Source organism: Nocardia sp. CA-135398, from assembly GCF_050955845.1.
Taxonomy (GTDB): Bacteria; Actinomycetota; Actinomycetes; order Mycobacteriales; family Mycobacteriaceae; genus Nocardia.
Genome location: NZ_CP192084.1, coordinates 8,321,677 through 8,346,608, shown reverse-complemented (window position 1 = coordinate 8,346,608; position 24,932 = coordinate 8,321,677). Strand labels below are relative to the sequence as shown.

Sequence of the window (24,932 nt, the reverse complement as noted above, 5' to 3'; positions counted from 1 at the left end):
CCCGATCACACCAGCAGCGAGCCGTGTCCCATGGCGCGGAGCATCGACAATAACTCCGAACGGGAACGAGCACCGATCCGGCGTCGGATACGGGCGACATGATGCTCCACTGTCTTGGCGGAAATGTAGAGGCGAGCGCCGATTTCCCGGTATGTCAGACCGAGCAGGACGAGTTCGGCGACCTCGCGTTCGCGGTCACTGAGAATCGCCGCGTCGGCGACTCGTTCCGGAGCGGCGGCCTGCCCGTCGCCCGAGGCGGCGGCCGCGGTCGGGCGGACCGCGGGCTCCTGCGGACGGGCATCGGCCCGGACGGTTCTGGCCAGTTTCAGCAGCGCGGTCGCGGTCGTGGAATCGGCGGCCGCCAGCGCGGCCTCGCTCGCCAGCCGGGCGGCGTCCCAGGTCAGGCCGATCTCGCTGAGTCCGGCCACCGCCGCCTGCACCGGAGCCGCGGCGACCTGACCGCGCAGCACCAGCACCCAGGTGCGGCCAGCGTCGGCGAGGATCGCGGCGTGCCGGTCGCCGGATTCGGCCGCGGCCTTGAGCAGCCGGGCGTGCGGGAGCAGTTCCTCCGGACTCTCGTGGGCGATCGCGGCCTGCACGCCGTACCAGTGGAAGGCATTGGCCCAGGCGGGCGGCTGTTCGAGTCGACGCAGCAGCGCGAGGCTGGCATCGACCAGCGGTGCGATCCGACGCTCGTCGCGCAGCCGGATGCCCGCCAGCCACAGCTCGCCGATCGGCAGCAGGGTGAGCAGGTCCGCGTCCACATCGTCGAAGAGCGGATAGGCGGCCTGCCAGGCGCGAGTGAGTGCGGCGTGGTCGCCGCCACGCCGGGCCAGACCGACCGCGACACCGTGCGCGAGCAGGCGGTCGCGGATATCGAGGGAATCCATTCGCAGCGCGGCGACGGTGGTCGCGGCGGCCTGTTCATCGCCACCGAGCATCGCGGCCCACGCGGTGAGGACCTGCAACTGATGGCAGCGCAGGCCGCTGGTGGTGGCGCGGCGCAACGCCTCACCGGCGCGGCGCGGTTCGCCGGTGCTCAGACACAGCAGCGTCGCGATGGAGACCGCGGTGCACGGCAGGAACCGATCGCTGCCCGCATCGGCCTGCGCGGCCTGGATCAGCGCGGATACGGCTGCGGCAGTGCCGGTTTCGTGTTCGACGATGGTGCGCGCGAGTGCGGTGGCGATCAGCCGGGCGTGCGCGTTGGCCTCGGTCGGCGGCCACTGCGTCGCCGATTCGGACAGCTGCGCGGCGGCGGCCACATCACCGGCGAGATACTGCACGGTCGCGCCGACCGCCCAATCCGCGCCGACCCGATGTGCGCCGAGCCAGGAATACAGCTGGGCGGCGCGCCCGACCAGACCGCGGCGGGTCAGCACTGCCGCGCAGATCCGCACGGCCGCAGCGAGTTCCGCGCCCGTGACACCAGGACGAGCCAGCACCGGTTCGGCCAGTCGCATGGCCGTATCGCCGTCGCCGGTGCATGCCGCCGCCTCCGCCCAGCGCAGCGCGATGACATCCGGATCTGCACCGGTCGCCGCCGCGGCAGCGTAGTAGCGCACGGCCTCACGTCCCGCCTTTGCTGCTGCGGCACAAAGGAATTCGGCGAGACGCTGGTCCCGGACGCCGGATTCGGCGAGCAGCAGTGCGGTGTGATCACGCAGCAGACCCGCATCCAGTCGTGCGTTGAGCAAGCGACGCTGCACGGCCACGAAGCGGCGATCGCCGAGCAGGGTGCGCAGCGGTGCGACGGCGGGTTCGAGCAGCAGATCGGCATCGGTGACCAGGGCGCTCGCCCTGGCCCGGTCGATCAGATCTTGGGCCACGGCGGTATCCACGCCGAGCACCTCGGTGAGTTCGGTGGAGTCCAGGCCGGTGCCGGTGGTCGCCACGACCAGGGTCTCCAGCAGATCCGGCTCGAGATTGTCCAGCAGGGCACGGGCCCAAGCGGCGACGGCATCGTCGACGGCGCGGATTCCGGCATCGAGGCGGGCCGAGCAGGCGGCGGTCAGCGCGGCGACCACGCCACCGCGACAACCCGCGGTCTGGCGATGGATGTGCTGGGCGACCGGGCGCGGCACCGCCATGCCCAATTCGCGGGCGAACGGTGCGATATCGGAGACGCCGAGTGCGCGCAGATCGGCCACCCGGCCGCGGCGAGCGACGGTGTCGGCGAGTGCGCGCAGCTGCGGATCGTGCGGGCGCGGCTGGGTCGCGACAATAACCGTGAAACGGCCGGATTCGATAGTGGCGCAGAGCGATTCGAGATCCGATGCGCTCAGGGTGTGGGCGTTGTCGATGATCAGGGCCGGCCGTGGGACGCGCGGGCGTGCGCCATCGGTGCGGTGGATCGGCTGTGTTGCGTTGTCGGGGCGCTGGATGATGGTGGGCTTCTCCGCGGTTCGGATCGCGTGTCCGTCGCCGATGGACTTGGCCGCGCCGTTGCCGGATGTTCGGCTGATGGGCGAATCGTCGTGGCCGAGTTGCCGCCCGTCCAGCGAGGCATGCGCTCCGTTGGTCGAGTTGACTTGCGCTGCAAGGTGTTCGGGCATCACGGGATCGTCTTGGAACGGGATGCCGTGGGCGCGCAGCCGGCCCCGGATCACCGACAGCAGGGTGGATTTGCCGGAGCCGGAGCGGCCTCGGATGAGATAGACGACCGGTTCCCGGTCCGCGGAGTCCAATTCGCGGAAGATCTCGCGTGCGCAGGGCAGCGTGTCGAAGGCGATATCACCCATTATCTGCCTCCGGGGATCTTGGGAAGTGCGGATACGACGCCGCCAACGGTGTCGCCGAGGGTGTCGCCGAGGGGGCTCGTCGGCAGCGACGGCGCGGTCGGGACCTGCGGCTGCGGCGCGGGCTGCGGTTGCGGTGCCGGCTGTGGTTGCGGCGCCGGCTGTGGTTGCGGTGCAGGAACTTCCACCGACGGCTGCGTCGCCGGTGCAGGCGGTTGGCTCTGGGTGGGTTGATTCTGGACGGGTTGGCCTTCGGTGGACTGGCCGGACGAGGGTTGGCCGTTCACCGCCGCGACGGTGCTCGTGCTGGAGGAACCCGGTTGTCCCGCAGCGGGTTTCGGATTCGCGCTGCCGACGGGCGAATCCTTCGCGGACGGCGTCGCAGAGCTGGTGGTAGTGCCGTCATCGGTGGCCGCCACGACGGATGCGCCCGGCCTGGTCGTCGGATCCGAGCTCGCCGGCGAGGTCGGACCGGACTGCGCGCCGGTGCCGATGGCGACGGTGCCGGTAGCGAGTGCGCCGAGCACCAGCGCCGCACCCGCGATGATGGCGGCGCGTTGGCGGCCGCTGAGCCTGCGGCGGGATCGCTCGCTCGTGTCGGGTAGCGACGTCTTTGGTGCGATGTCATCGCGTGGAACGCCACCACTGGCCAGCACACTGCTGGCCCGACTGGTCGCGGACTTTTCCACCGGCACGGTGGGCAGTTCCTCGGTTCGCGCATTGCTGCCCATGGCCGCCACCGGTGTGCGATCCACGGTGACCGCCAACAAGTCCGCGGCCAATTCGGCGGCGCCGAGCGCGCTGGTGAGCCGCGGTTGCGGCGCCGCGACCACCGGGAGTCCGAATTCGGTAGAGATCAACTCGGCCACCAGTGGGATCGCACCGCCGCCGCCGGTGAGCAGCACCCGGCCGATATCGCCGATATCGAGTCCGGCGCGATGTACCGCATCGCGGATGAGATCGAGCGAGGTCAATAAGGGGCCGCGCAGTAGGTCCTCGAGTTCGTCACGGACCAGCCGGATGTTTTCGGCGTGCTGATCGGCCGGATTCAAACGGACCGGGACAACCGTCGCGGTATTTGTGGAAAGCTCTTCTTTCGCATATCGGCAGCGATCACGCAATGCCGACAATTCCCGTTCCACCACCGGATCGAACGGATCGAAATCATTTCCACGCAAGGCATTAGCCAGGACATAGCGCATGGTCAACAGATCGAATTCGGCGCCGGCCACATCGGTGGTGCGCAATGGCGCGCCGAGTACCGCCGCCTGCGCGCCGGTGCGGCCCACCGAGACGGTGAGACCGGACGCGCCGAGGTCGTATACGACCACCGTGCCGTCGCCGAGCGGGCCGTGCGCCGCCTCCAGCCAGCGCACCGACGCGGTCGGCTCCGGTACCAGGGTCACCTCGCGCAGACCCGCGTGATCCAGCGCGGCCCGCTGCACATCGACGGTATGTCGCGACCACCACGCCGGATGGCAGGCGACCATGGAATGCGCGGCGTCGGCGCCGATCTCATCGATCAGGCAGCCGACGGCAGTGGCCACGAGATCCGCTGCGGAGTGGGCGGTTCCGTCCTCGGCGAGGATGTCCACCGGATCACCGACCCGGGCGAGGAAGCCCTCGAGTACTACGTCACTGGAGTGCCTGCCGGTGGGACGGGCACCGCTGCCGAACGCGGGCGCCGCGTGCGGGGCGAGGCGCAGCACACTCGGATGGGTGATGACAGTGTCGCCGGAGTGGCCCCTGTCATAGTCGCCGCCGTCCCCCGGGGTCGCCACGGCGACCGAATTCGACGCTCCGACAGTGATGCCGAGCGCCAGACGCTCTGTCATTCGAGAACCCCGTTCGAAAACTGTGTGGCCCGGTAGTCGCTGTTGTGTAGACAGGCAGGCGGAGTGGACCTGCCAGCCGCAACACTTCTGTCGGTTGCTGGGCGTCCGCCGTTACTCGGTCGGGGAAGTTGCGGGGAAATTCCCCTAACGGTTCGGGTGCCCCTAACCGGAACGTGTGGTGCGTAGTAGGGGCGCGCCCCGTTTCGGAGTAACGCCGGGCGTACCTAGCGTGAAAAGCATTCCAACGACTGCGGATCGCCAGGGTCCGCTCATCCAGGAGATGATTTCGATGACACCCAACGCGATTCTCGAGTTCATTCTCAACCTGCTGCGCGACCACGAGGCCGCGGTTGGTTATTGCGCGAACCCCGGACAGGCGCTGGCAGCTGCCGGTTTGCCCGCCGTGACGCCGGAGGATATCGCCGCCGTAGCCCCCATGGTCGCCGAATCGGCCCTGATCGCGGGCGGCTCGCAGCTGTCGGCGATTGTGGCGGCCGGTGGCGCGGGGGCCGCCGGTGCCGGTGCCGCCGCCGGTGCCAATACCGCCGCCGCGGTCGGGCTCGGTGCGGCCGCTGACGCGGGCGTCGACCTCGGCGCCGATATCGATCTCGGCGTGGACCTCGGCCTCGGCGTGGGCACCGGACTCGACCTCGGTGCCGGACTGAACGGTGCGATCGGTGCGGGCCTGCAGGCCGGAGCCGACCTCGGTGCCGGTCTCGGCAGCATTGTCGGCGCGGGCGCGGACCTGACCGCCGGTCTCGGCGGTGCCATCGGCGCCGGTGTGCAGGCAGTGACGGGTCTCGGTGGTGCGCTCGGTGCGGGCGCACAGGCCGGTGCCGATCTGGCCGCGGGTCTGGAGGGTGCGCTCGGTGCCGGTGTGCAGGTCGGCACCGGTCTGGAAGGAGCACTCGGTGCGGGCCTGAACGGCGGCGCACAGGTGATTTCGGGCCTGGAGACCGGCCTCGGTGGCGCAGTCGACGCGGGTGCCGACCTCGGCGCCGGACTGAGTGGTGTTATCGGAGCGGGCACTCACCTGGGAGCCGACCTCGGCGGTGCCGTTGGCGCCGGCGCGCGAGCCGGCGTTGATCTGGGCACTGGTCTTTCGTCCAGCCTCAGCGGAGTTGTGGATGCAGGCGCCCAAGCCGCCGCAGGTCTGGAGGCCGGGATCGGCGGAGCCGTCGGTGCGGGTGGCGCGCTCGGCGCTGGTTTGGGTGGTGTTGTTGGTGCCGGTGGTCAGGCTGGTGCGGATCTCGGTACTGGTCTCGGCGGCACGATCGGCGCAGGGACACAAGCGATTTCGGGCTTGGAGGCCGACCTCGGCGGCAGCCTGTCGAGCGGTGTCGGTGGTGCGGTGGATGCCGGTGCCCACGCCGGATCTGGCCTCGAAGCTGGCCTGTCCACCGGTCTCGGTGGCGCACTGGACGCCGGTGCCCAGGCATCGACCGGATTCTCCAGCGCAATTGGCACCGCAGCCGACGCGAACGCCGATCTGTCCACAGGTCTGACAGGCACGCTGAACGCCGGTGCGCACGCGGGCTCCGATCTGGGTGGCAGCCTGTCCACCGGTCTGGGTGGTGCTGTTGATGCCGGTGCGCAGGATGCTGGTGGTCTGGAATCCGGCTTGTCCACCGGTATCGGCGGTGCCATTGATACTGGCGTGCAGGCGGGTGCTGGTCTGGGTGGCAGCGTACCCACCGGCCTGAGCGGTGCGGTGGATGCCGGGGCGCAGGCGGCCGGTGGTCTGGAGACCGGCTTGTCCACCGGAATCGGTGGCGCACTCGGCGGCGGTGCACAGCTGGGATCGGACCTGGGTGGCGGCTTGTCCACTGGTCTGGAGGGCGCGGCAGGCGCTGGAGCCCAGGCAGGTGCTGATCTGTCCACAGGTGTGAGTGGCGCGGTTGGTAGTGGCGCGGAGCTGGGGAGCAATCTCGGTGCCGGTCTGTCCACGGGTCTCGGTGGTGCTATCGACGCGGGTGCTCAGACGGGTGCCGACCTGGGGGGCGGTTTGTCCACAGGTATTGGTGGGGCGCTTGGTGGTGGTGCACAGCTGGGTTCTGAGTTCGGTGGTGGTTTGTCGACCGGTCTGGAGGGCGCGGCGGGTGCCGGTGCCCAGGCGGGCGCCGATCTGTCCACAGGGCTGAGCGGTGCCGTTGGCGGCGGTGCGCAGGCTGGTGCTGACCTGGGTGGTGGTTTGTCCACTGGCCTGGGTGGTGCTGTTGATGCCGGTGCGCAGGCTGCTGGTGGTCTGGAGACCGGGTTGTCCAGCGGAATCGGTGGTGCGCTCGGTGGTGGCGCGCAGTTGGGTGCTGAGTTCGGTGGCGGTTTGTCGACCGGCCTGGAGGGTGCGGCTGGTGCTGGTGCACAGGCGGGTGCTGATTTGGGTGGTGGTTTGTCCACGGGGCTCGGCGGGGCGGTTGATGCAGGTGCTCAGGTGACGAGCGGTCTGGAAGCGGGGTTGTCCACCGGGGTGGGTGGGGCTGCTGGCGTTGGTGGTGGTTTGTCCACAGGGCTCAGCGGTGCTGTCGACGCTGGGGCGCAGGCTGCTTCCGGGATCGAGGGGGCTTTCGATGCGGGGGCGCATGCGGGTAATGGGCTCAGTGGTGGGCTGGAGGCCGGTCTTGGCGGTGCGTTGGATGCCGGGGCCGGGCTCGGTGGTGGGGTGTCGAGCGGGGCTTCGTCCGCGATCGGTACCGGTGCTCAGGTGACGACGGGGCTGGAGTCGAGTTTGGCTACCGGGGCGGCGCTCGGTGCGGGTACCGAGCTCGGTGGCGGGTTGTCGAGCAGTCTGGGGGGCGCTCTCAACGGCGGCGCGCAGGTTGGATCGGATCTGGGTGACGCTGGGACGCACGCTACGTCCGGGTTCTCCAGTGCCATCGGTGGCGCGGCTGATCTGGGTGGCGGTTTGTCCACAGGGCTGGGTGGTGCCGTCGGCGCCGGGACGCAGGCCGGTGCGGATCTGTCCACAGGCGTCGGCGCCGGTGCACAGGCTGGTGCCGATCTGGGTGGCAGCCCGGCATCCGGACTGAGTGGTGCTGTGCACAGCGGTACCCAAGCGGGAGCAAATCTCGGTGCGGGTCTGTCCTCGGGTGTGAATGGCGCGGTGGGTGCTGGTGCACATGCGGGTTCGGAGCTGGGTGCGGGTCTGTCCTCGGGTGTGAATGGCGCGGTGGGTGCTGGTGCACATGCGGGTTCGGAGCTGGGTGCGGGCCTGTCCTCGGGTGTGAATGGCGCGGTGGGCGCTGGCGCGCACGCGGGTTCGGAGCTCGGCACAGGGTTGTCCACAGGTTTGGGTGGTGCTGCCAATGCCGGGGGCCATGCGGCTACCGGTCTGGAGACGGGGCTGTCCACCGGAGTCGGTGCGGCTACCGGTCTCGGCGGCAGTGTCTCCACCGGAGCACAGGGCACGGTCGACGCCGGTACACATCTCGGGACGGGTCTGGAGACCGGTCTTTCCAGTGGAATCAGCAGCGGCGTCCAGGCCGGCAGTGGCCTGGAAACCGGTCTCGGCGGTGCCATCGATGGTGGTGCGCATGCCGGAACCGGTTTGGCGACAGGGCTTTCCACCGGTGGCACCGCGAATGCCGGTCTGGGCGGTGGACTCTCGTCGAGCGTCGACTCCACGGTGCACTCCGGCGCCGCGGCACAGACCGGCGCGAACGGCGCCGCGGATCTGGGCGGCCATGCCGGTTCCACACTGACCGGCGGCGCCTCCTCGACCGTCGGGTCCACCGCGCATACCTGGTCGTCGCTGGATGTTTCGAATGCCTTCGGTTCCGGACTCGACAGTTCGGCCGGTTCACATCTGGACACGTCGGTCACCGGACACAGCGATTCCGGCCTCTTCACCGATACTCATGCGGGTACCGATCTGGCCGGACATGCCGGCGGCGATCTCGGTGGCGACGCCTTCCTGCACTGAGAGATATTCGTACGAAAGAGGTTCGATGGGGACACCCGCAGTGAATGCTCAACCGCCCGCGGTACCGCTGCTGACGGTATTGGGTGAAACCATCGCCGCGGCGCGCGCCGCGGGTCGCAATGATCTGGTCGGTCGCCTGGAAATAGCGGCCGACCGGGTCCGCGATCCGCGGCGGCGCATCGTGATCGTCGGACAGCTCGGTCAGGGCAAGAGCTGTTTCGTCAATGCCCTGTTGAATCTGGAGATCTGCCCGGTCGGCGATGACGCGACCACCGCTGTCCCGACCTTGCTCGCCCACGGTCCCGAACCGCATGCCGAACTGGTGCTTGCCGGTCCGAGCGGGACAGAGGAGGCGCGAGTTCCAGTGCCGGTCGACGAGATCGGCATGATCACCGTCCGCACACCGCAGGCGCACGGTCGTCGGGTGCTGCGCATCGAGATCCAGCTGCCGAATCCGCTGCTCGCCGACGGTATCGTCCTGGTGGACACCCCCGGTGTCGGCGGACACGGAAGCGGTTATGCGGCAGGCGTACTCGGTCTGGTGGCGACCGCCGACGCGGTTCTGGTGCTGTCGGATGCCTCCACCGAACTCACCGAACCGGAACTGGCCTTCCTCCGGCAGGTCCGCGAACTGTGCCCGACCACCGCACTGCTGCTCACCAAGATCGACCTGTATCCGCATTGGCGCCAAGTGCATCAGGCCGACGAGGATCATCTGAGCCGGGCGCGAGTCGAGCTGCCGATCATCCCGGTTTCCGCGGTACTGCGCAGGCACGCAATGCTTTTGCAGGATCAGCAGCTCGGCGCCGAATCCGGTTTCGGTGTGCTGTATCAGTTCCTCCGCGAACAGGTGGTGGCTCGTGACCAAGCCGCGACCCTGGTCGCCGTGTCGCACGACATCCAGTCGGCCGCAGAGCATTTGGCGCTCGCGCTCGGCAGTGAACTGGTCGCGCTGCGTGATCCCCGCCAGGGCGCGGTGGCGGTGCGTGAGCTGCAATTGGCGAAGACCACCGCCGAGGATCTGCACCGACGCACCTCGGCCTGGCAGCTGACCCTCTCCGACGGGATCACCGATCTGGCCGGGGATGTGGATCACGATCTGCGCGAACGCCTGCGCGAGATCGCCAGAACCGGTGAGGAATGGATCGATAAACACGATCCGGGCCGCCATTGGGACCGGATTGCCGAATGGCTCACCGGCGATATCGACACCGCGCTCGGCGACAACCTGCTCTGGACGCATACCCGCGCCGTGGAACTCGCCGAGCGGGTCGCCGAGCACTTCACCGAGATCGGCATGGTCGAACTGCCCGATGTCAGCTCCGGCCTGCACACCGAGGACAGCCGTGCCGGTGGGGGCACCCTGGCCGATCTGGAGCCCGATATCGGCTTCGGCAGCAAAATCCTGGTCGGCATGCGCGGCTCCTATGGCGGTGTGCTGATGGTCGGGCTCGCGACCACCTTCGCCGGGCTGGCGATGCTCAATCCGATCTCCATCGGCGCCGGTGTCCTGGTGGGCGGCAAGGCATTCCGCGATGACAAGCAGGCCAGGCTGGCCCGGCGCCGCAATGAGGCCAAGGTCGCCATCCGGCGTTTCATCGATGACGTCGCCTTCCAGGCGGGCAAGGAATCCAAGGACCGCCTGCACCGTATTCATCGGGCATTGCGCGATCACTACACCGGCGTCGCCGAACGCAGCCTGCGCTCCATCGACGATTCGCTGCGGGCCGCGCAGGAGGCGGCGCATATGGAAACGGCCCGCCGGACCGAGCGCTGTGCGGTGCTCGACCGGCAGCTGCACATGGTCGCCGAGCTGCGACGCTATGCGGATGCTATGCAACCTGCCATCGCCGCGCCGCGGAGAGGGGCCGCCGGTACGGTAACCCCGTGAGAAGAGACGTGACCCGGCATGATGCTCGGCGGGCGCCCGGCATTGTCGCCGAGGCGCATCAGCTGGTCGCCGCGGCCAGGCAGGCATTTCCCCGCGAGCCGCGACCGCATGCGCTGCTGGCCGACTGTGCCCGACGCCTGGATCAGCCGCTGCGGGTGGCGCTGGCGGGTTCGTTGAAGGCGGGCAAGTCGACCCTGCTCAATTCTCTGGTCGGCCAGGACATCGCCCCGACCGACGCGACCGAATGCACGCGCGTGGTCACCTGGTACCGCAATGGTTCGACCCCGAGCGTCACGGCTTACGCACCGGACGGTTCGACGGCGAATGTGGTGGTGCGTCGCGGCAGCGGCACGCACGGGCTCACCTTTGATCTGGAACGACTGAACTGGAATGCGCCTGGCCCGCGCGAGGTGGACCATCTCGAGGTCGAGTGGCCCGCCGCCGCACTGGCGAATACCACCATTATCGACACCCCTGGCACGTCGTCGCTGTCGCGCGAGGTGTCGTTGCGGACCGCGCGACTGCTCACCCCCGGTGACGCCGACGGTGACCGCGGCATGGCCGCCGTATCGGTTCCTGGTGCGGACGCCGTGGTCTATCTGCTGCGTCGGCTCGACGATGCCGATATCAGGTTCCTCGAACAGGTCGGTGCCGGAACTGCTGGCGCGCAGGGTATTTCGGGTCCCCTGGGCGTCATCGGTGTGGTCTCGCGCGCCGATGAGATCGGGGCTGGCCGGATCGACGCACTGCATTCCGCCCGCGATGTCGCGGCACGTTTCGCGGGCGAGTTGGAGCGAACGGGACTGTGCCAGGCGGTAATTCCGGTCGCCGGTCTGCTCGCATTCGCCGCCGCGACCCTGCGTCAGCAGGAATTCGCCGCTTTCGAGGCGCTGGCCCGGGTCCCGGTCGAGGAGTTGAGCGCCGCCTTGCTCTCGGCAGATCGCTTCGCGCGTCCCGATATTCCGCTCCCGGTCCCGGCCGAACTCCGCGCCCAGCTGGCGGCACGGTTCGGCCTCTTCGGAATTCGCATGGCGGTCACTCTGATCCGCCTCGGCGTGCGCGATTCGGCCGCGCTGGCAGCGGAATTGACCAACCGCAGCGGCGTGGACGAACTCCGCTCGGTACTCGACGTGCAATTCGGCCAGCGCGCCGACCAACTCAAGGCGCACTCTGCCCTCACCGCCCTGGCCCGTGTCCTCACCGCATATCCCGGCACCCCCGCCGACCAGCTGCTACCCCGCGTCCGCACCCTGCTCGCCGACGTGCACGGTTTCGCCGAACTCCGCCTCCTCGGTCGCCTGCGCACCGATGAATTGGCTCTGCCCGCAGCCGATCTCGCCGAACTGCACCGCTTGATCGGCGGCTCGGGCGTCGCCCCGCATCTGCGACTCGGCCTGCCCTTCGGCACTGACTCCGCCATCCAGCGCGCCGAGGCCATGGCCGCCGTGCGCAAATGGCGTGCCCGCGCCCGCCATCCCCTGGCCGACCAGTTCACCACCACCGCCTGCCTGACCGCAGCACGCAGCGCCGAAGGCACCCTCAGCCTCCTGCCGGAGTGATCCCCGCCAACCGACGCCCGCGGCAAGCCACAGTGCTCCACCCTGCCTCGTCGGTGACCACGCCGCCCGAGGTTCGACGGCGAAGCACGCGGGATAGTAGTGCTCATCGGTGATGTGGTGCGCGGCATTGGTGTTCATCTGGTGATGCGGGGTGAGGCGGCAGTGTTCATCTGGTGATGCAGGGTGAGGTGACAGCGTTCATCTGGTGATGCGGGGTGAGGCGGTAGCGCTCCTCCGGTGATCCGGCGTGAGGCATCAGTGTTCATGGACGAGTGGTCGAAGGGCCGCGTCGCACTGGTCGGCGATGCGGGCTACTGCGCCGCACCGCTGTCCGGGCAGGGCGCCGACCTGTCGCTGGTCGGCGCATACATCCTGGCCGGTGAGCTGGCCGCCGCGAATGGTGATCACCATCGCCTTCGCCCGCTACCGCGCCGAGATGCTGCCGATGGTGCGGACCTGCCAGACCTTCGCCGAGGGCGTCGGCAAATGGTATGCGCCGCCGAGCGATTCGATGATCCGCATGCGCAATCTCAATGTCCGCCTGCTGCCGTATCTGCCGTGGCGGGGTTTGATCGGCGGTGCTCCGCAGAAGGTCGCCCGTACGGTCGCCGCCAAGGATTACGCGGTGTAGTCCAATGCCCCATGGGTACGCCCCGGATATCCGAACCCAGGAGCATGCGATGACTCAGAAAGATGTGGTGAACGCTTTGCTGGACCGGGCGGGCAGCGGCTATGCGGCCGAGGCGGGCATCAAGCTGGCCGATAAACCGGCTCCGCTCTTTCAACTGCTCATGCTCGCCGAATTGCTCAGCACCCGGATCTCCGCCGATATCGCCGTCGCGGCGGGCAAGGAGTTGGTGAGCAGCGGATATCGCACCCCGAAGCGGGTCGCGGACGCCGACTGGCAGGAACTGGTCGACGCACTCGGGCGCGCCCATTACAAGCGCTATGACGAAAGTACGGCGTCGCGCTTGGGTGCCAACGCGTCGCGCGTGCTGGACCGCTACGGCGGTGATCTGCGCAAACTCGCCGACGAAGCCGAGCACGATCCGACCCGCGCCGCCGAACTGCTGCAACAATTCCAGGGCGTCGGCCCGACCGGCAGCGATATCTTCCTGCGCGAAGTCCAGGACGTATGGACCTGGGCCCGACCGCATTTCGACGAACGCGCGCTACGCGGCGCCGAACGTGTCCGACTTCCGAAAGATCCGGACCGCCTGGCCGATCTCGCGCCGGAAAACCACACGGCCGATCTGGCCGCTGCGCTGGTCCGTGTTTCACTGGACAGCGAGATCGCCGATGAGGTGCTCGCGGCCAGCTGAGGATCAGGTGATCAGCACCTGCACCCGCATACCGGCCGCGGCGATCATGTTGACCAGCGCGTCCAGGCTGAACAGCTGCGTGCGGCCGCCGAGCAGATCGGAGATCCGCGCGACGGTCACGCCTAGGTGCTCGGCCGCGACCTCCGGACCCCAACCCTCGGCCGCGATCCGGTCGGTCAGTTCGAATATCAACTGCGACCGCAGCCGCATATTCTCGACGTCGCCCCGGATGTCATCGATCGCATCCCACACGATGTCGAAGATCTTCTCGGCCATGCCTAGCCCACCTTCTCGAGCTGTTCGAGGACGTATGCGCGCTGCTGGGTGTACAAGTGGAGAGACCGTGCCCATAGTCGCAGCAGGTGCGGCCAAGCGGTGGCAACTCCGCCGAACCCGCGTATTTCCGGACCCGGCGAGGGAAGGTCGTGAGGTGATGTCGGACCGTGACGCGCAACCATTCGCCCAGGTGAAACTGGTCGCGGGAGCATTATTCGTGCGCGGTGAGGACGTGCTGCTCGTGCATCAGGTCGATCGGGGCGGTTGGGACATTCCGGGCGGCAATGTCGCGCCCGGCGAATCACCCGCAGCGGCCTGTCGCCGCGCGATCCGCGAAGAACTCGGCCTCGACCGCCCGCCGTGCCGACTGCTCGTGCACGACTGGTCGCAGAAACCCGCTGGCGACCAGATCCGCTATATCTTCGACTGCGGCGAACTCGGCGACGAATCCGCGATCCATCTGCGGGCAAGCGAATTGGACCACTGGCGGTGGGTCCGTGTCGACACCGTGGACACCTTCGCCCGACCCGAGCCGTCCCGGCGCGTCTGGCAGGCGTTCCGTGCCCGGATGGAGGGCCACGCCGTCTATCTCGAACACGGTGCACCCGCGCTCAGCTACCCGGACACCGCGGCGCCCTCGTGGCTCGATCGGCAGCCCGACCGCGACCGCCACCTCGGCTGAGCGTCAGGGCGTCGTCGCGGTGCTGGCCGGGTCGATGAGGATCTTCGCGTGCTGTTCCGGATCGGCCAGCGCGGTGAAGGCGTTATCGATACCGTCCAGCCCGACCGTGCCGGTGATCAAGCGAGCCGGGTCGACCTTGCCGTCGGCGATCATGTGCAGTGTGTCGCGGAATTCACCCGGGTCGTAGCCGAAGGCGAAGCGAAGTTCGATTTCCTTGTTGATGGCCATCGCCGGTTGGAAGCGGTCGGTCTCCATACAGACGCCGACCACGACAACGCGCGACAGCGGCGGCGCGGCCATGAGTATCTGATCGATAATGCCTGGCACGCCAACGCATTCGAAGATGACCGGACCTGCCGGACCCGCATCGAGCGAATGCGCCAGCCGGAAGACATACCACCAGGGCAGATTCGGGACCCGGCGCAGCCGTTCCATGGTGTCGAAACCGAGGCTGAGAATATCGGTGACACCGTTGATCCGCCCGCGCTTCGGCGCTGCCTCCCAAGGGGATTTGGTCGCGGGGTCGACGACGATATCGGCACCGCAGCCGACGGCGAGCTCGCGGCGGCGCGGCGAGAAATCACTGGCAACGACGGTGCGTACACCCGCTGCTTTCAACATGCTGATAACCGCCAAACCAATGGGGCCACAGCCGATTACGAAAGCGGTCTGCCCCTTGCCGACCCGTCCCTTGCGCACCGCGTGCCAGGCGACGGCCATCGGCTCGGTGAGCGCGGCATGTTCGGTCGAAAGTCCGTTCGGGATCGGCATGGTCATGGATTCCTGCACCACAACCTGCTCGGCATACGCACCGGGCGCGGCCGTCGATAATCCGGTCAGCTGTGGTGCGCCGTCGTGTCGCACGATCGGCAGCGCCACCACGGGCGTACCCGTCCGCCAGCGTTTGCGGCAGCCCGGCCCGTAATCGACTATCGCGCCGCTGAATTCGTGTCCGAGCACCACACTCTGCTCCGCACGCATGAATTGGTCGTATCCGGTGCGTGCGGCCAGCTCGGCCATCTCGTCGGCATGGGTGCGAGCATGCAGATCTGACCCGCAGATGCCACATCGCGCTACATTGATCAGCACCTGCCCGCGTCCGGGCGTCGGGGTAGGCAACTCCTCCACCACGAACTTGGTATTGGTGACGACGGCGGCCCTCATAGACGGACTCCTCGAATCGGCGGCGCGCGGCTCCCCTATGTCGTCACCCTACTGCCACGCACACCGGCCGCAGCGGAAATTGCGTGTCTGAGTCAGGCAGATCCGACAGATCCGAGGCCAACGCGGTGACGGCGGCCCCGTTGTCCGCGGGAACCGCCGTCTCGCCCTACTGACGCGCCAAAGTCGGAATGACCACTTCGTTCAGATACTCCTCGATTCCGCGTCCGCCGCGCTTGGCCTCGTGCACGATGACGTGCTGGTCGGCCGCCTTCCGTTTCAGCGCCGCACGCGAATCCGCTTCCACGCCACCGCCGATGATCAGATCGGTGATCTCGCCGGTATCGAGTGCGCGCAGTGCTTCGACGTCGGCGATGGTGCCCACGGCGGCATAACCGTTGGCCCGCAATAATTCGGTGGCGGTATCGACGACGGCTTGTCCGCGTCCGATGGCAAGTACTTTCATCTCAGACTCCTGTCGGTGCCAGTTCCAGAGGATCGTCGATTTCGTGCTGCTCTAGTCGCGCATCCTTGGGGAGTGCGAGGAAGCCGAGGCACATGATGGCCAGCAGGCCGATCCCGTACCACAGCGTGTAGCGGAAGGTGTTGGCGAAATTCACCGCATTGGCCCGTTCGCCCGCATCGGTGAGCACCTGTGCCACAGCGTAATTGCCCGGATCGGAGCTCCGGCAACTGTCGGGGACCACCGTCGGATCGACCTGTGCCGACCGATCGCGAACGCAGGCAAGGAAATTCGCGATGATCTGGTCCTGTGCCGGTTCGGGAAGGCCGATGGTCGAGAGCTCGGTGCGTACCTGCGGAGTAACCGCCTCGACGCCGCGCGCCGAATCATGGTCCAGCTGACCGAAGAACACCACGCCGACCAGTGCGACGCCGAGTGCGGTACCGAGCTGCTGTCCGGTGTTGAGGAGCCCGGACGCCGCCCCCGCCTCCCGCGCGGGCACCTGACCGAGCAGCAGGTCGATGGTCGGCGCGACCACCATGCCGAATCCGACACCGGTGATGATCAGCGGAATCACCATCTGCCATGACGTGATCGACGCACCGTAATGCGCGGCCAGCCACCCGTACAGCGCGAATCCACCGGCATTCACCACACCACCGGCGACCAGCACGATGCGCCCGAACCGTGGCGCGAGCGCACTCACCGAAACCCCCGCCCCGATGCCGGCGCCGACCGCGAAGAAGACCGCGGTGAGTCCGGCCCGCATCGCCGACCAGCCCAGGCCTGCCTGCATGAACAGCGTCCAGATCAGGAAGAATCCGCCGAGACCGATCCAGAACAGCAGCCAACTCGCGAGGCCGACGGTGAACGGACGGGACCGGAACAGCTCCAGATCGATCAGCGGGGATCCGACGGTCCGCGCCCGCCGCCGCTCGAAGACGACGAATGCGCCGAAGACGACCGCGGCGCTCGCCATCATGATGAAAGTCCATGCGGGCCAACCCAATCGGCGGCCCTCGGTGAGCGGGTAGGCCAGCAGCAGCACCGCGGAGATCGCCAGCGCCATGCCGATCGGATCCAGCCGCGGTGCTGTGTTGTTTCGAGCGACCGGCGAGCCATCGCTAGCGGTGGCCGAGCGCGAATCCCGCATCACGATCGTCGCGGCGATCAGCGCCGCGATCCCGACCGGCACATTGACCAGGAAGATCGGCCGCCAGTCCAGATCGAACAGATTCCACTGCACCAGCAGTCCGCCGAGTGACAGGCCGACCGCCGAGGCCGAGCCGCCGACACCGCTGTAGATCGCGATGGCCTTGGCACGCTCCTGCCGCGGGAACGTGGCCCGGATGATGGCGAGGATCTGCGGCACCATCAGCGCCGCCATCGCGCCCTGGACGAACCGGGAGGTGATCAGCATGGTCGGATCCGAGCTGAAGCCGCACGCGGCCGAGGCGAGCGTGAAGCCGGTCATGCCGATCAGGAAGATCCGCTTGCGGCCGTAGATATCGCCGAGTCGGCCGCCGGTGATCAGCACCGCGGCGAAGGCGAGCACATAGGCCGCGATGATCCATTCGACCTGCGAATACTGGGCGCCCAGATCGGTCTGAATGCTCGGCACCGCGACATTGACGATGGTGACGTCGAGCAGATCCATGAATCCCGCGGCCAGTACGACCGCGAAGGCGATCCAGCGGCGCGGGTCGAGTTGTGGTGGCGCGTCCGCGCCAGGGGAGATGTCGGTATCCACGAGAAGGCTCTTTTCGGTCGGTGGAGTATGACGACACCTAAAACTATGCACTCGAAGTGATTATCAATCAAGTGTGCAATCACAAAGGGTGCATTGATCGGGGTATGCTCGGTGGGTGACCGATCCGACCCTCGTGCCGCTCTCCGAGCGCGCCGCCTTCCTGTTCGGCCAGCTCGGATTCCATGTCGCTCAGCGCTTCACCGATCTGCTGGCACCGCTCGGCATCAGCCCGCGTCACTACGGCACGCTGCGAATATTGCGGGCCAACGACGGCCAATCGCAGCAGCAGCTGTGCGAGGCGCAGCGGATCCATCGCAATGTGATGGTCGGGCTGGTGGACGAACTGGAGAAGCGCGGACTCGTCGAGCGACGCAAACATCCGACCGACCGGCGCGCACATGCGGTGTATCTACTTCCCGCGGCACACGAACTGCTCACCCGGGCCGAGGCGATCGTGACCGGCTTGGATGCCGACGTCACGGCCGCACTCGCTCCCGACGAGCGTGCCACCCTGGTCGAACTCCTACAGCGCACCGCGGCGGCGAACGGACTGATCCCGGGCATCCACCCGGGCTTGGCCCGCCCAGCGGACAAGCGCTGAGCTCAGATCAGCACGCCGGGATTGAGGATGCCGGCCGGATCCAGTGCGGATTTGGCGGCGCGCAGCGCATCGGCGAACGGATCGGGGCGCTGGCGGTCGTACCAGGGTCGGTGGTCCCGGCCCACCGCGTGATGATGCGTGATGGTCCCGCCGGCAGCCGAGAGTGCCTCGGAGACAGCGGCTTTGATGTCATCCCACTGCGCGAGCGTACTGCCCCAGCGACCGGCGGCGTAGATGCCGAAATAGGGTGCCGGACCGTCCGGATACACATGGGTGAAGCGGCATGTCACCACGCCGGTGGCGCCGACGGATCGGATGGCCGCATTCGCGGCCTCGGTCACCGCTGCCTTCAGATTGTCGAATTTGTCCCAGGTGCAGGCGGTTTCGAAGGTTTCGGTGATCATCGACTGTGCCGCGAGGGCGTCGCGCTGATAAGGCATCCGCAGGAAGGACGAACGCCAGGTGTCGGCCGCGCCCGAACCCGCGTGGTGCTCGGTCGATTCGGTGTAGCGCGCGGGTTCGGGAAGTGTGCCGCCGTGCTCGGTGACCAGCTCGAGCGCGCGTTCCATCCAGGTACGCGTCGGATGATCGGCGGATTCGAATCCGAGCACCAGCACACCGCCGCTCGTGGCGGCACCGGCATTGAGAAATGCCTCGGTCGGATCGAGTAGTCGGCAGTTGGACGGGTAGAGGCCGGACTGGGCGATGGCCCTGGTCGCGGCCACCGCCTGTGCGTAGTCGTCGAAGTGCACGGAAGCCGTTGCGCGCCAACGTGGCCGGTCCTGCAAGCGCATCCACGCCTCGGTGATAATCCCCAGTGTCCCCTCGGATCCGAGGAACATGCGATCCGGTGACGGCCCCGCCCCTGATCCGGGCAGCCGCCTCGATTCGCTGATGCCCGTCGGGGCCACCACCCGCATCGACTCGACCAGATCGTCGATATGGGTGTAGAGCGTGGCGAAATGTCCACCTGCCCTGGTGGCCAGCCAGCCGCCGAGCGTCGAGAATTCGAACGACTGCGGAAAATGTCGCAGCGTCAGGTTCGCGCCGCGCAGCTGATTCGCCAGCGCCGGACCGAAAACCCCGGCTTGAATGCGCGCGGCGCGGCTGATCCGATCGATGTCGAGGACGCGATCCAACGCGCCGAGATCGAGGCTGATCGCTGCGGCGAAATCGTCATCCATACCGTGGTTGTCGCCATTTGTGCCGCGGCTGCCAACGGCGTCGCCGATCCTCGGCTCTATCCCGCCGACCACGGAAGTACCGCCGCCGAACGGAATTACCGCGACATTCGCCCGCGACGCCCAGTCGAGCACGTCGACGATATCGGCCTCATTGCGTGGTCGAACAACCAGATCCGGCGGATTACGCACATCGCCGAGCAGATTGCGCACCACATCACGAAACGCCTGCCCGTGCGCGTGCGCCGCGCGGTCGACCGGGACGGTCGAGCTGAGTGCGGTGAGCGAATCAGGCACTGCGACACGAGGTTCGGGAAGTCGGAGCGATTCGATCGAGGGCGGCTCGTGCACGGTGAGATCGGTGCCAGGCAGGATGGCCGCGACGCGCTTCGTCAGCGCCTCGCGCTCCGCGCCGGTAACGGCGTCCTCGACATTTCCCCAACCCCACCACGACCGCGTCTTCGTCGGCACGACCACTCCTCTCGGCGGTTCGGCCGCACCGCCGACCGCCATCCTCGGTTCCCGAAATTACCGGAGGCATTCCATCGCTCAAACCACCAAGACCCGCGTCGCAATAGGCGCAATCGCAGCCCTGACGATCTCGCTGGCCGGGGCGCTCTTTGCGGGCGGGGGAACCGATGCCACGCCGGCACCGTCGGACAAGGGCACCACGGTCCGCAACTGGCGGGCATCACCTCGGCTGACGAGATCGGCGGACGGTGACGGTCCGGGAATAGATCGCGAAGGCAGCCGGTTGTGCTTTTCGACAACATTGAGTGTGATCGGCTCAAGTTTCAGTTGACGCCCGGTGTCGAATGGGTGCAGGATTGAGCCGACCACGCTCACCGTTGCTGGGACCGTGCTCCGTGAGGTGCTTGGGGCGAGGTCTCGTGGCAGTCGACTCGGGTTGTCCCGAGCGGATGTCGCAGAGCGGGTAGATCGCCCGAAAACCGCGATCGCCCAGCACCGACACAAGAAGTTACGTCAACTAGGAGGAACCACCATGGCTCGTGCGGTCGGAATCGACCTCGGGACCACGAACTCGGTCGTCGCCGTACTCGAAGGCGGCGAGCCGGTCGTCGTCGCGAACTCTGAAGGATCGCGCACCACCCCATCGATCGTCGCGTTCGCCAAGAACGGAGAGGTTCTGACGGGCCAGCCCGCCAAGAACCAGGCGGTCACCAATGTCGACCGCACCATCCGCTCGGTCAAGCGCCACATCGGCACCGATTGGTCGGTGGCCATCGACGACAAGAAGTACACCGCGCAGGAGATCAGCGCGCGCGTGCTGATGAAACTGAAGCGTGACGCCGAGTCCTACCTGGGCGAGGAGATCACCGACGCGGTCATCACCGTGCCCGCGTACTTCGAGGACTCGCAGCGCCAGGCCACCAAGGAGGCCGGTCAGATCGCCGGTCTGAACGTGCTGCGCATCGTCAACGAGCCCACCGCGGCCGCACTCGCGTACGGCCTGGACAAGGGCGATAAGGAACAGACCATCCTGGTCTTCGACCTCGGTGGCGGCACCTTCGACGTCTCGCTGCTGGAAATCGGCGAGGGCGTCGTCGAGGTCCGCGCCACCTCCGGCGACAACCACCTCGGTGGTGACGACTGGGACGAGCGCGTCGTGAGCTGGCTGGTCGACAAGTTCAAGGCCAGTGCGGGCATCGACCTGACCAAGGACAAGATGGCCATGCAGCGCCTGCGTGAGGCGGCTGAGAAGGCCAAGATCGAGCTGAGCTCCTCGCAGAGCACCTCGATCAACCTGCCCTACATCACCGTCGACGCCGACAAGAACCCGCTGTTCCTCGACGAGCAGCTGACCCGCGCCGAATTCCAGAAGATCACCTCGGACCTGCTCGACCGCACCCGCGCGCCGTTCCAGTCCGTGATCAAGGACGCCGGCATCAATGTGGCCGATATCGACCACGTCGTGCTCGTCGGTGGCTCGACCCGTATGCCCGCCGTCTCGGATCTGGTCCGCGAGCTGACCGGCGGCAAGGAGCCCAACAAGGGCGTGAATCCGGACGAGGTCGTCGCGGTCGGCGCCGCACTGCAGGCCGGTGTGCTCAAGGGCGAGGTCAAGGACGTCCTGCTGCTCGATGTCACCCCGCTGTCGCTGGGTATCGAGACCAAGGGCGGCGTGATGACCAAGCTCATCGAGCGCAACACCACCATCCCGACCAAGCGCTCGGAGACCTTCACCACCGCCGACGACAACCAGCCGTCGGTGCAGATCCAGGTGTTCCAGGGTGAGCGCGAGATCGCCTCGCACAACAAGCTGCTCGGCTCCTTCGAGCTGACCGGCATCCCGCCGGCCCCGCGCGGTGTGCCGCAGATCGAGGTCACCTTCGATATCGACGCCAACGGCATCGTGCACGTGACCGCGAAGGACAAGGGCACCGGCAAGGAAAACACGATCAAGATCCAGGACGGCTCCGGCCTGTCCAAGGAGGAGATCGACCGGATGGTCAAGGACGCCGAGGCGCACGCCGCCGAGGACAAGGCCCGCCGCGAGGAGGCCGAGACCCGCAACCAGGCCGAGTCGCTGGTGCACCAGACCGAGAAGTTCATCAAGGAGAACGAGGACAAGGTCCCCGCGGACGTCAAGACCAAGGTCGAGGCGGCCATCGCAGAAGCCAACGAGGCGCTCAAGGGCACCGATATCGCGGCCGTGAAGTCCGCGGTGGAGAAGCTCGCGACCGAATCGCAGGCGCTGGGTCAGGCGATCTACGAGGCATCGGCCGCCGAGCAGGCCGCGTCCGGCAACGGCGCGTCGAGCTCCGCCAGCGATGACCAGGTCGTGGATGCCGAGGTCGTGGACGAGCCGGTCGACACGGAGAAGAAGTGAGCGACGGAAACTCCGAAAAGGAGCCGATCACCTTCGTCGATAATCGCAAGCTCGATCCGGAGACAGGTGAAGTCCGGGAACCGGTGGCCGAACAGTCCGCCGCCGGGCCTGGGCCGGAAGCCGGGAACGGCACCGAACCCGTCATCGGTACCGATGAGGGCGCCGAGATCCTGGCCGAGTCCATCACCAAGGAGTTGGCCGAGCGCACCGCCGATCTGCAGCGGCTGACCGCCGAATACGCCAACTACCGGCGTCGGGTCGAGCGGGACCGGCAGGCGACCATCGACTCGGCCAAGGCGGCCGTGGTCTCCGAACTGCTCGGCGTACTCGACGATCTCGATCGTGCGCGGGCGCACGGCGATCTCGATGCCGGACCGCTCAAGTCGGTGGCGGATAAGCTCGCCGACGCGCTGCACAAGCAGGGTCTGCAGGAATTCGGCACGGAGGGTGAGCCTTTCGACCCGACCCTGCACGAGGCGGTGCAGCACGAGGGCTCCGGCCACGATCCGGTGATCGGCCTTGTCATGCGCAAGGGCTATCGGTTCGGCGATCGAGTGCTTCGGCACGCGCTCGTCGGGGTAACCGATGGGGTGGCCGATCTGGTCGAAGAAGAGGCATCGGATGCTGATGCCAATGCGAACAACCAATAGGAACCCGAGAGGAGGAGATGCCCGGTGAGCCAACGGGAGTGGATCGAAAAGGACTTCTACAAGGAACTGGGTGTCTCCTCCAGCGCCTCGCAGGACGAGATCAAGAAGGCCTATCGCAAACTCGCCCGTGACCTGCATCCGGATGCCAATCCCGGCGATACCAAGGCCGAGGAGCGGTTCAAATCCGTCAGCGAGGCGCATGCCGTGCTGTCGGATCCGGCCAAGCGCAAGGAATACGACGAGACCCGAAAGCTGTTCGCCGGTGGCGGATACGGGCGCGGCGGCTTCACTCCGGGTGCGGGCGGCGGCTTCTCGCAGGACTTCAATATCGGGGACATCTTCGGCCAGGCGAGTGCTGGCGACGGTGGCCTCGGTGACCTGCTCGGCGGCCTGTTCAACCGGGGCGGCGGGCGCACCGCGAGCCGCCCGCGCCGCGGCGCCGATGTGGAGACCGAGACGACCCTCGGCTTCCGCGAGGCCGCACAGGGTGTCACGGTTCCGCTGCGGATGACCAGTCCGTCGCCGTGTACGACCTGTCACGGCAGCGGCGCCAAGCCGGGGACCAGTCCGCGAGTCTGCCCGGTCTGCAATGGCAACGGCGTGATCAGCCGCAACCAGGGCGCGTTCGGCTTCAGCGAGCCGTGCGACGAATGCCGTGGTACCGGTTCGATCATCGACGATCCGTGCGTCGACTGCCACGGCAGCGGCATCCAGAATCGGACCCGCACCATCACGGTGCGGATTCCCCCTGGTGTCAGCGATGGGCAGAAGATTCGGCTGGCCGGACAGGGCGAGGCCGGACTGCGTGGTGCGCCCTCGGGTGACCTCTACGTGACCGTGCACGTCAGCCAGGACAAGGTCTTCGGCCGCAACGGCGACGACCTGACCCTGGTGCTGCCGGTCAGTTACAGTGAATTGGTGCTGGGCACAACGGTTTCCGTGCCCACGCTGGAAGGGCGCGTCGGTGTCAAGGTGCCTGCGGGCACCGCGGACGGTCGCATCCTGCGGGTGCGCGGCCGCGGCGTTCCCAAGCGCGGTCCCGGTGGCGGGGCGGGCGATCTGCTCGTCACCGTCAAGGTGGCCGTGCCGCAGAAGCTGGACGACAATGCCGCCGAGGCGCTCAAGCGCTACGCGGAGGCGGAGAAGACCAGCGGGTTCGATCCACGTGCGGGATGGGCAGGTGCGTGATGTCCGATAATCCGAAGCAGGCGTCCGGCGGGGCGTCCCGGGCGGAGTTCTTCATGATCTCCGTGGCGGCCCAGTTGGCGGGTATGCACGCGCAGACACTGCGTACGTATGACCGCCTCGGACTGGTTACGCCGCAACGGACTTCGGGTGGCGGTCGACGTTATTCGGCACGGGACGTCGAACTGCTCCGCGAGGTGCAGCGGCTGTCCCAGGACGAGGGCGTCAACCTGGCGGGCATCAAGCGCATCATCGAACTCACCAATCAGGTCGAGGAACTGCAACAGCGCGTCGCCGAGATGTCGGCCGAGCTGGATCGGCTGCGCGCGGGGTATCGCCCCGATCTCACGCCGCCGCAACGCAGTACCGCACTGGTGGTGTGGAAGCCGCGCAATAGGCGCTGATAAGCGCGAGAGGCTCCGGGATTCGGTTTCGACCGAGCCCGGAGCCTTTGTCATTCGTGCGAATTTGTTTTGCGCATATCGGAATTACTACTGGCAGCGCTCGAGCAAACTCCGGACGCGGGTTTGATTACCCGACGATTGGTTCGGCCGCTCGTAGGTGTCGGCATATGGTTCGACAGGGTTGCCGGTGATGTGCCGAGCTGCGAAGTTTGCTGTGGGCCTTGGCTCAGCAAACTATGTGCCGGTGGGGGGCGTCGATGCGGTCGGTCGCCAGGTCGGCGGGTGCTCCCGGTTTGCCTGCGCCGGACCGGTGGTCCCGGATCGCGGGTTGCCGTGCGATCGCTCCACGATCCCGATTGGGATGAATCTTGCAAACCGGGCCGGTCGAATTCGGCGAGTATGTGGCGGATTTCGCCGTTGTGTTCGTTCTTTCGGTTTGTTTTCAAGGGGTTTCGTGGTGCGGA

18 protein-coding genes and 1 pseudogene are annotated in these 24,932 nt (G+C 67.5%); 11 read left to right on the top strand and 8 right to left on the bottom strand.

The features are described from left to right. Nucleotides 1–5: 5 nt before the first annotated feature. Together ACQP1T_RS37090 and ACQP1T_RS37085 are read right to left on the bottom strand one after the other, a co-directional pair. Nucleotides 6–2,741: a LuxR C-terminal-related transcriptional regulator gene (locus ACQP1T_RS37090; protein ID WP_433757612.1), complete on the bottom strand. Its 2,736-nt coding sequence runs from the start codon at nucleotides 2,739–2,741 to the stop codon at nucleotides 6–8. Next, nucleotides 2,741–4,573 (bottom strand): Hsp70 family protein, encoded by a 1,833-nt coding sequence (locus tag ACQP1T_RS37085; RefSeq protein WP_433757611.1) that lies wholly within the window; start codon nucleotides 4,571–4,573, stop codon nucleotides 2,741–2,743. Before ACQP1T_RS37085 ends, ACQP1T_RS37090 begins: the two co-directional genes overlap by 1 nt. A gap of 289 nt (nucleotides 4,574–4,862) precedes the next feature. Here ACQP1T_RS37085 and ACQP1T_RS37080 point away from each other — a divergent pair, with 289 nt between their 5' ends. The 5 genes and pseudogenes from ACQP1T_RS37080 (at nucleotide 4,863) to ACQP1T_RS37060 (ending at nucleotide 13,264) form a co-directional block, all read left to right on the top strand. Beyond that, on the top strand, nucleotides 4,863–8,492 hold the full coding sequence (locus tag ACQP1T_RS37080) for an IniB N-terminal domain-containing protein (RefSeq protein ID WP_433757610.1): 3,630 nt from the start codon (nucleotides 4,863–4,865) through the stop codon (nucleotides 8,490–8,492). A 25-nt stretch (nucleotides 8,493–8,517) separates the two neighbouring features. Continuing rightward, nucleotides 8,518–10,383 (top strand): dynamin family protein, encoded by a 1,866-nt coding sequence (locus ACQP1T_RS37075; RefSeq protein WP_433757609.1) that lies wholly within the window; start codon nucleotides 8,518–8,520, stop codon nucleotides 10,381–10,383. Next, nucleotides 10,380–11,942, top strand: a complete 1,563-nt coding sequence (locus tag ACQP1T_RS37070) for a dynamin family protein (protein ID WP_433757608.1) — start codon at nucleotides 10,380–10,382, stop codon at nucleotides 11,940–11,942. The genes ACQP1T_RS37075 and ACQP1T_RS37070 overlap by 4 nt, the downstream gene beginning before the upstream one ends. A 225-nt stretch (nucleotides 11,943–12,167) precedes the next feature. Next, a pseudogene (locus ACQP1T_RS37065) lies at nucleotides 12,168–12,573 on the top strand (FAD-dependent monooxygenase); the annotation flags it as partial. A gap of 49 nt (nucleotides 12,574–12,622) precedes the next feature. Next, nucleotides 12,623–13,264, top strand: coding sequence for an endonuclease (locus ACQP1T_RS37060; RefSeq protein WP_433757607.1), 642 nt, complete (start codon nucleotides 12,623–12,625; stop codon nucleotides 13,262–13,264). A gap of 3 nt (nucleotides 13,265–13,267) precedes the next feature. Here ACQP1T_RS37060 and ACQP1T_RS37055 read toward each other — a convergent pair whose 3' ends face one another. Continuing rightward, nucleotides 13,268–13,540, bottom strand: coding sequence for a helix-turn-helix domain-containing protein (locus tag ACQP1T_RS37055; RefSeq protein WP_433757606.1), 273 nt, complete (start codon nucleotides 13,538–13,540; stop codon nucleotides 13,268–13,270). Between the two features lie 157 nt (nucleotides 13,541–13,697). On the opposite strand from ACQP1T_RS37055, the gene ACQP1T_RS37050 reads away from it, so the two are divergent. Further along, nucleotides 13,698–14,222: an NUDIX domain-containing protein gene (locus tag ACQP1T_RS37050; RefSeq protein ID WP_433757605.1), complete on the top strand. Its 525-nt coding sequence runs from the start codon at nucleotides 13,698–13,700 to the stop codon at nucleotides 14,220–14,222. 3 nt (nucleotides 14,223–14,225) lie between these two features. Here the strand turns inward: ACQP1T_RS37050 and ACQP1T_RS37045 are convergent, their stop codons facing one another. The 3 genes from ACQP1T_RS37045 to ACQP1T_RS37035 form a co-directional block, all read right to left on the bottom strand. Next, nucleotides 14,226–15,386: a zinc-binding dehydrogenase gene (locus ACQP1T_RS37045; protein ID WP_433757604.1), complete on the bottom strand. Its 1,161-nt coding sequence runs from the start codon at nucleotides 15,384–15,386 to the stop codon at nucleotides 14,226–14,228. Nucleotides 15,387–15,552: 166 nt separating this feature from the next. Continuing rightward, entirely contained in the window at nucleotides 15,553–15,849 is a 297-nt protein-coding gene (locus ACQP1T_RS37040; RefSeq protein ID WP_433757603.1) for a hypothetical protein, read from the bottom strand. Between the two features lies 1 nt (nucleotide 15,850). Next, nucleotides 15,851–17,596 carry an MFS transporter gene (locus ACQP1T_RS37035; protein ID WP_433757602.1) on the bottom strand — a complete coding sequence of 582 codons (1,746 nt, stop codon included), beginning with the start codon at nucleotides 17,594–17,596 and terminating at the stop codon, nucleotides 15,851–15,853. A 115-nt stretch (nucleotides 17,597–17,711) separates the two neighbouring features. Here ACQP1T_RS37035 and ACQP1T_RS37030 point away from each other — a divergent pair, with 115 nt between their 5' ends. Continuing rightward, a complete protein-coding gene (locus tag ACQP1T_RS37030; protein WP_433757601.1) occupies nucleotides 17,712–18,197 on the top strand; it encodes a MarR family winged helix-turn-helix transcriptional regulator in 486 nt (161 codons plus the stop codon). A 2-nt stretch (nucleotides 18,198–18,199) separates the two neighbouring features. Here the strand turns inward: ACQP1T_RS37030 and ACQP1T_RS37025 are convergent, their stop codons facing one another. Continuing rightward, the gene (locus ACQP1T_RS37025; RefSeq protein ID WP_433757600.1) at nucleotides 18,200–19,891 is read right to left on the bottom strand and encodes an FAD-binding oxidoreductase; all 1,692 of its coding nucleotides are present in this window, start codon (nucleotides 19,889–19,891) and stop codon (nucleotides 18,200–18,202) included. 36 nt (nucleotides 19,892–19,927) lie between these two features. Then, complete coding sequence (locus ACQP1T_RS37020) at nucleotides 19,928–20,224, bottom strand: hypothetical protein (protein ID WP_433757599.1); 297 nt, start codon at nucleotides 20,222–20,224, stop codon at nucleotides 19,928–19,930. 157 nt (nucleotides 20,225–20,381) lie between these two features. On the opposite strand from ACQP1T_RS37020, the gene dnaK reads away from it, so the two are divergent. From dnaK to ACQP1T_RS37000, 4 genes are read left to right on the top strand one after another with little or no spacing between them, the layout of a single operon-like run. Further along, a complete protein-coding gene (dnaK, locus tag ACQP1T_RS37015) occupies nucleotides 20,382–22,229 on the top strand; it encodes a molecular chaperone DnaK (protein ID WP_433757598.1) in 1,848 nt (615 codons plus the stop codon). After that, nucleotides 22,226–22,879 (top strand): nucleotide exchange factor GrpE, encoded by a 654-nt coding sequence (grpE, locus tag ACQP1T_RS37010; protein WP_433757597.1) that lies wholly within the window; start codon nucleotides 22,226–22,228, stop codon nucleotides 22,877–22,879. The genes dnaK and grpE overlap by 4 nt, the downstream gene beginning before the upstream one ends. Nucleotides 22,880–22,903: 24 nt before the next feature. Continuing rightward, entirely contained in the window at nucleotides 22,904–24,067 is a 1,164-nt protein-coding gene (dnaJ, locus tag ACQP1T_RS37005) for a molecular chaperone DnaJ (RefSeq protein ID WP_433757596.1), read from the top strand. Further along, nucleotides 24,067–24,468, top strand: a complete 402-nt coding sequence (locus ACQP1T_RS37000) for a heat shock protein transcriptional repressor HspR (protein ID WP_433757595.1) — start codon at nucleotides 24,067–24,069, stop codon at nucleotides 24,466–24,468. The genes dnaJ and ACQP1T_RS37000 overlap by 1 nt, the downstream gene beginning before the upstream one ends. The last annotated feature ends 464 nt before the right edge of the window (nucleotides 24,469–24,932 follow it).

Coding starts and splice junctions, on each gene's coding strand:
- ACQP1T_RS37090 (WP_433757612.1), bottom strand. CDS start 2,741: ATGGGTGATATCGCCTTCGACACGCTGCCCTGCGCACGCGAGATCTTC.
- ACQP1T_RS37050 (WP_433757605.1), top strand. CDS start 13,698: ATGTCGGACCGTGACGCGCAACCATTCGCCCAGGTGAAACTGGTCGCG.
- ACQP1T_RS37025 (WP_433757600.1), bottom strand. CDS start 19,891: ATGGCGGTCGGCGGTGCGGCCGAACCGCCGAGAGGAGTGGTCGTGCCG.
- ACQP1T_RS37000 (WP_433757595.1), top strand. CDS start 24,067: ATGTCCGATAATCCGAAGCAGGCGTCCGGCGGGGCGTCCCGGGCGGAG.
- ACQP1T_RS37060 (WP_433757607.1), top strand. CDS start 12,623: ATGACTCAGAAAGATGTGGTGAACGCTTTGCTGGACCGGGCGGGCAGC.
- ACQP1T_RS37040 (WP_433757603.1), bottom strand. CDS start 15,849: ATGAAAGTACTTGCCATCGGACGCGGACAAGCCGTCGTCGATACCGCC.
- ACQP1T_RS37075 (WP_433757609.1), top strand. CDS start 8,518: ATGGGGACACCCGCAGTGAATGCTCAACCGCCCGCGGTACCGCTGCTG.
- ACQP1T_RS37055 (WP_433757606.1), bottom strand. CDS start 13,540: ATGGCCGAGAAGATCTTCGACATCGTGTGGGATGCGATCGATGACATC.
- dnaK (WP_433757598.1), top strand. CDS start 20,382: ATGGCTCGTGCGGTCGGAATCGACCTCGGGACCACGAACTCGGTCGTC.
- ACQP1T_RS37085 (WP_433757611.1), bottom strand. CDS start 4,573: ATGACAGAGCGTCTGGCGCTCGGCATCACTGTCGGAGCGTCGAATTCG.
- ACQP1T_RS37045 (WP_433757604.1), bottom strand. CDS start 15,386: ATGAGGGCCGCCGTCGTCACCAATACCAAGTTCGTGGTGGAGGAGTTG.
- ACQP1T_RS37080 (WP_433757610.1), top strand. CDS start 4,863: ATGACACCCAACGCGATTCTCGAGTTCATTCTCAACCTGCTGCGCGAC.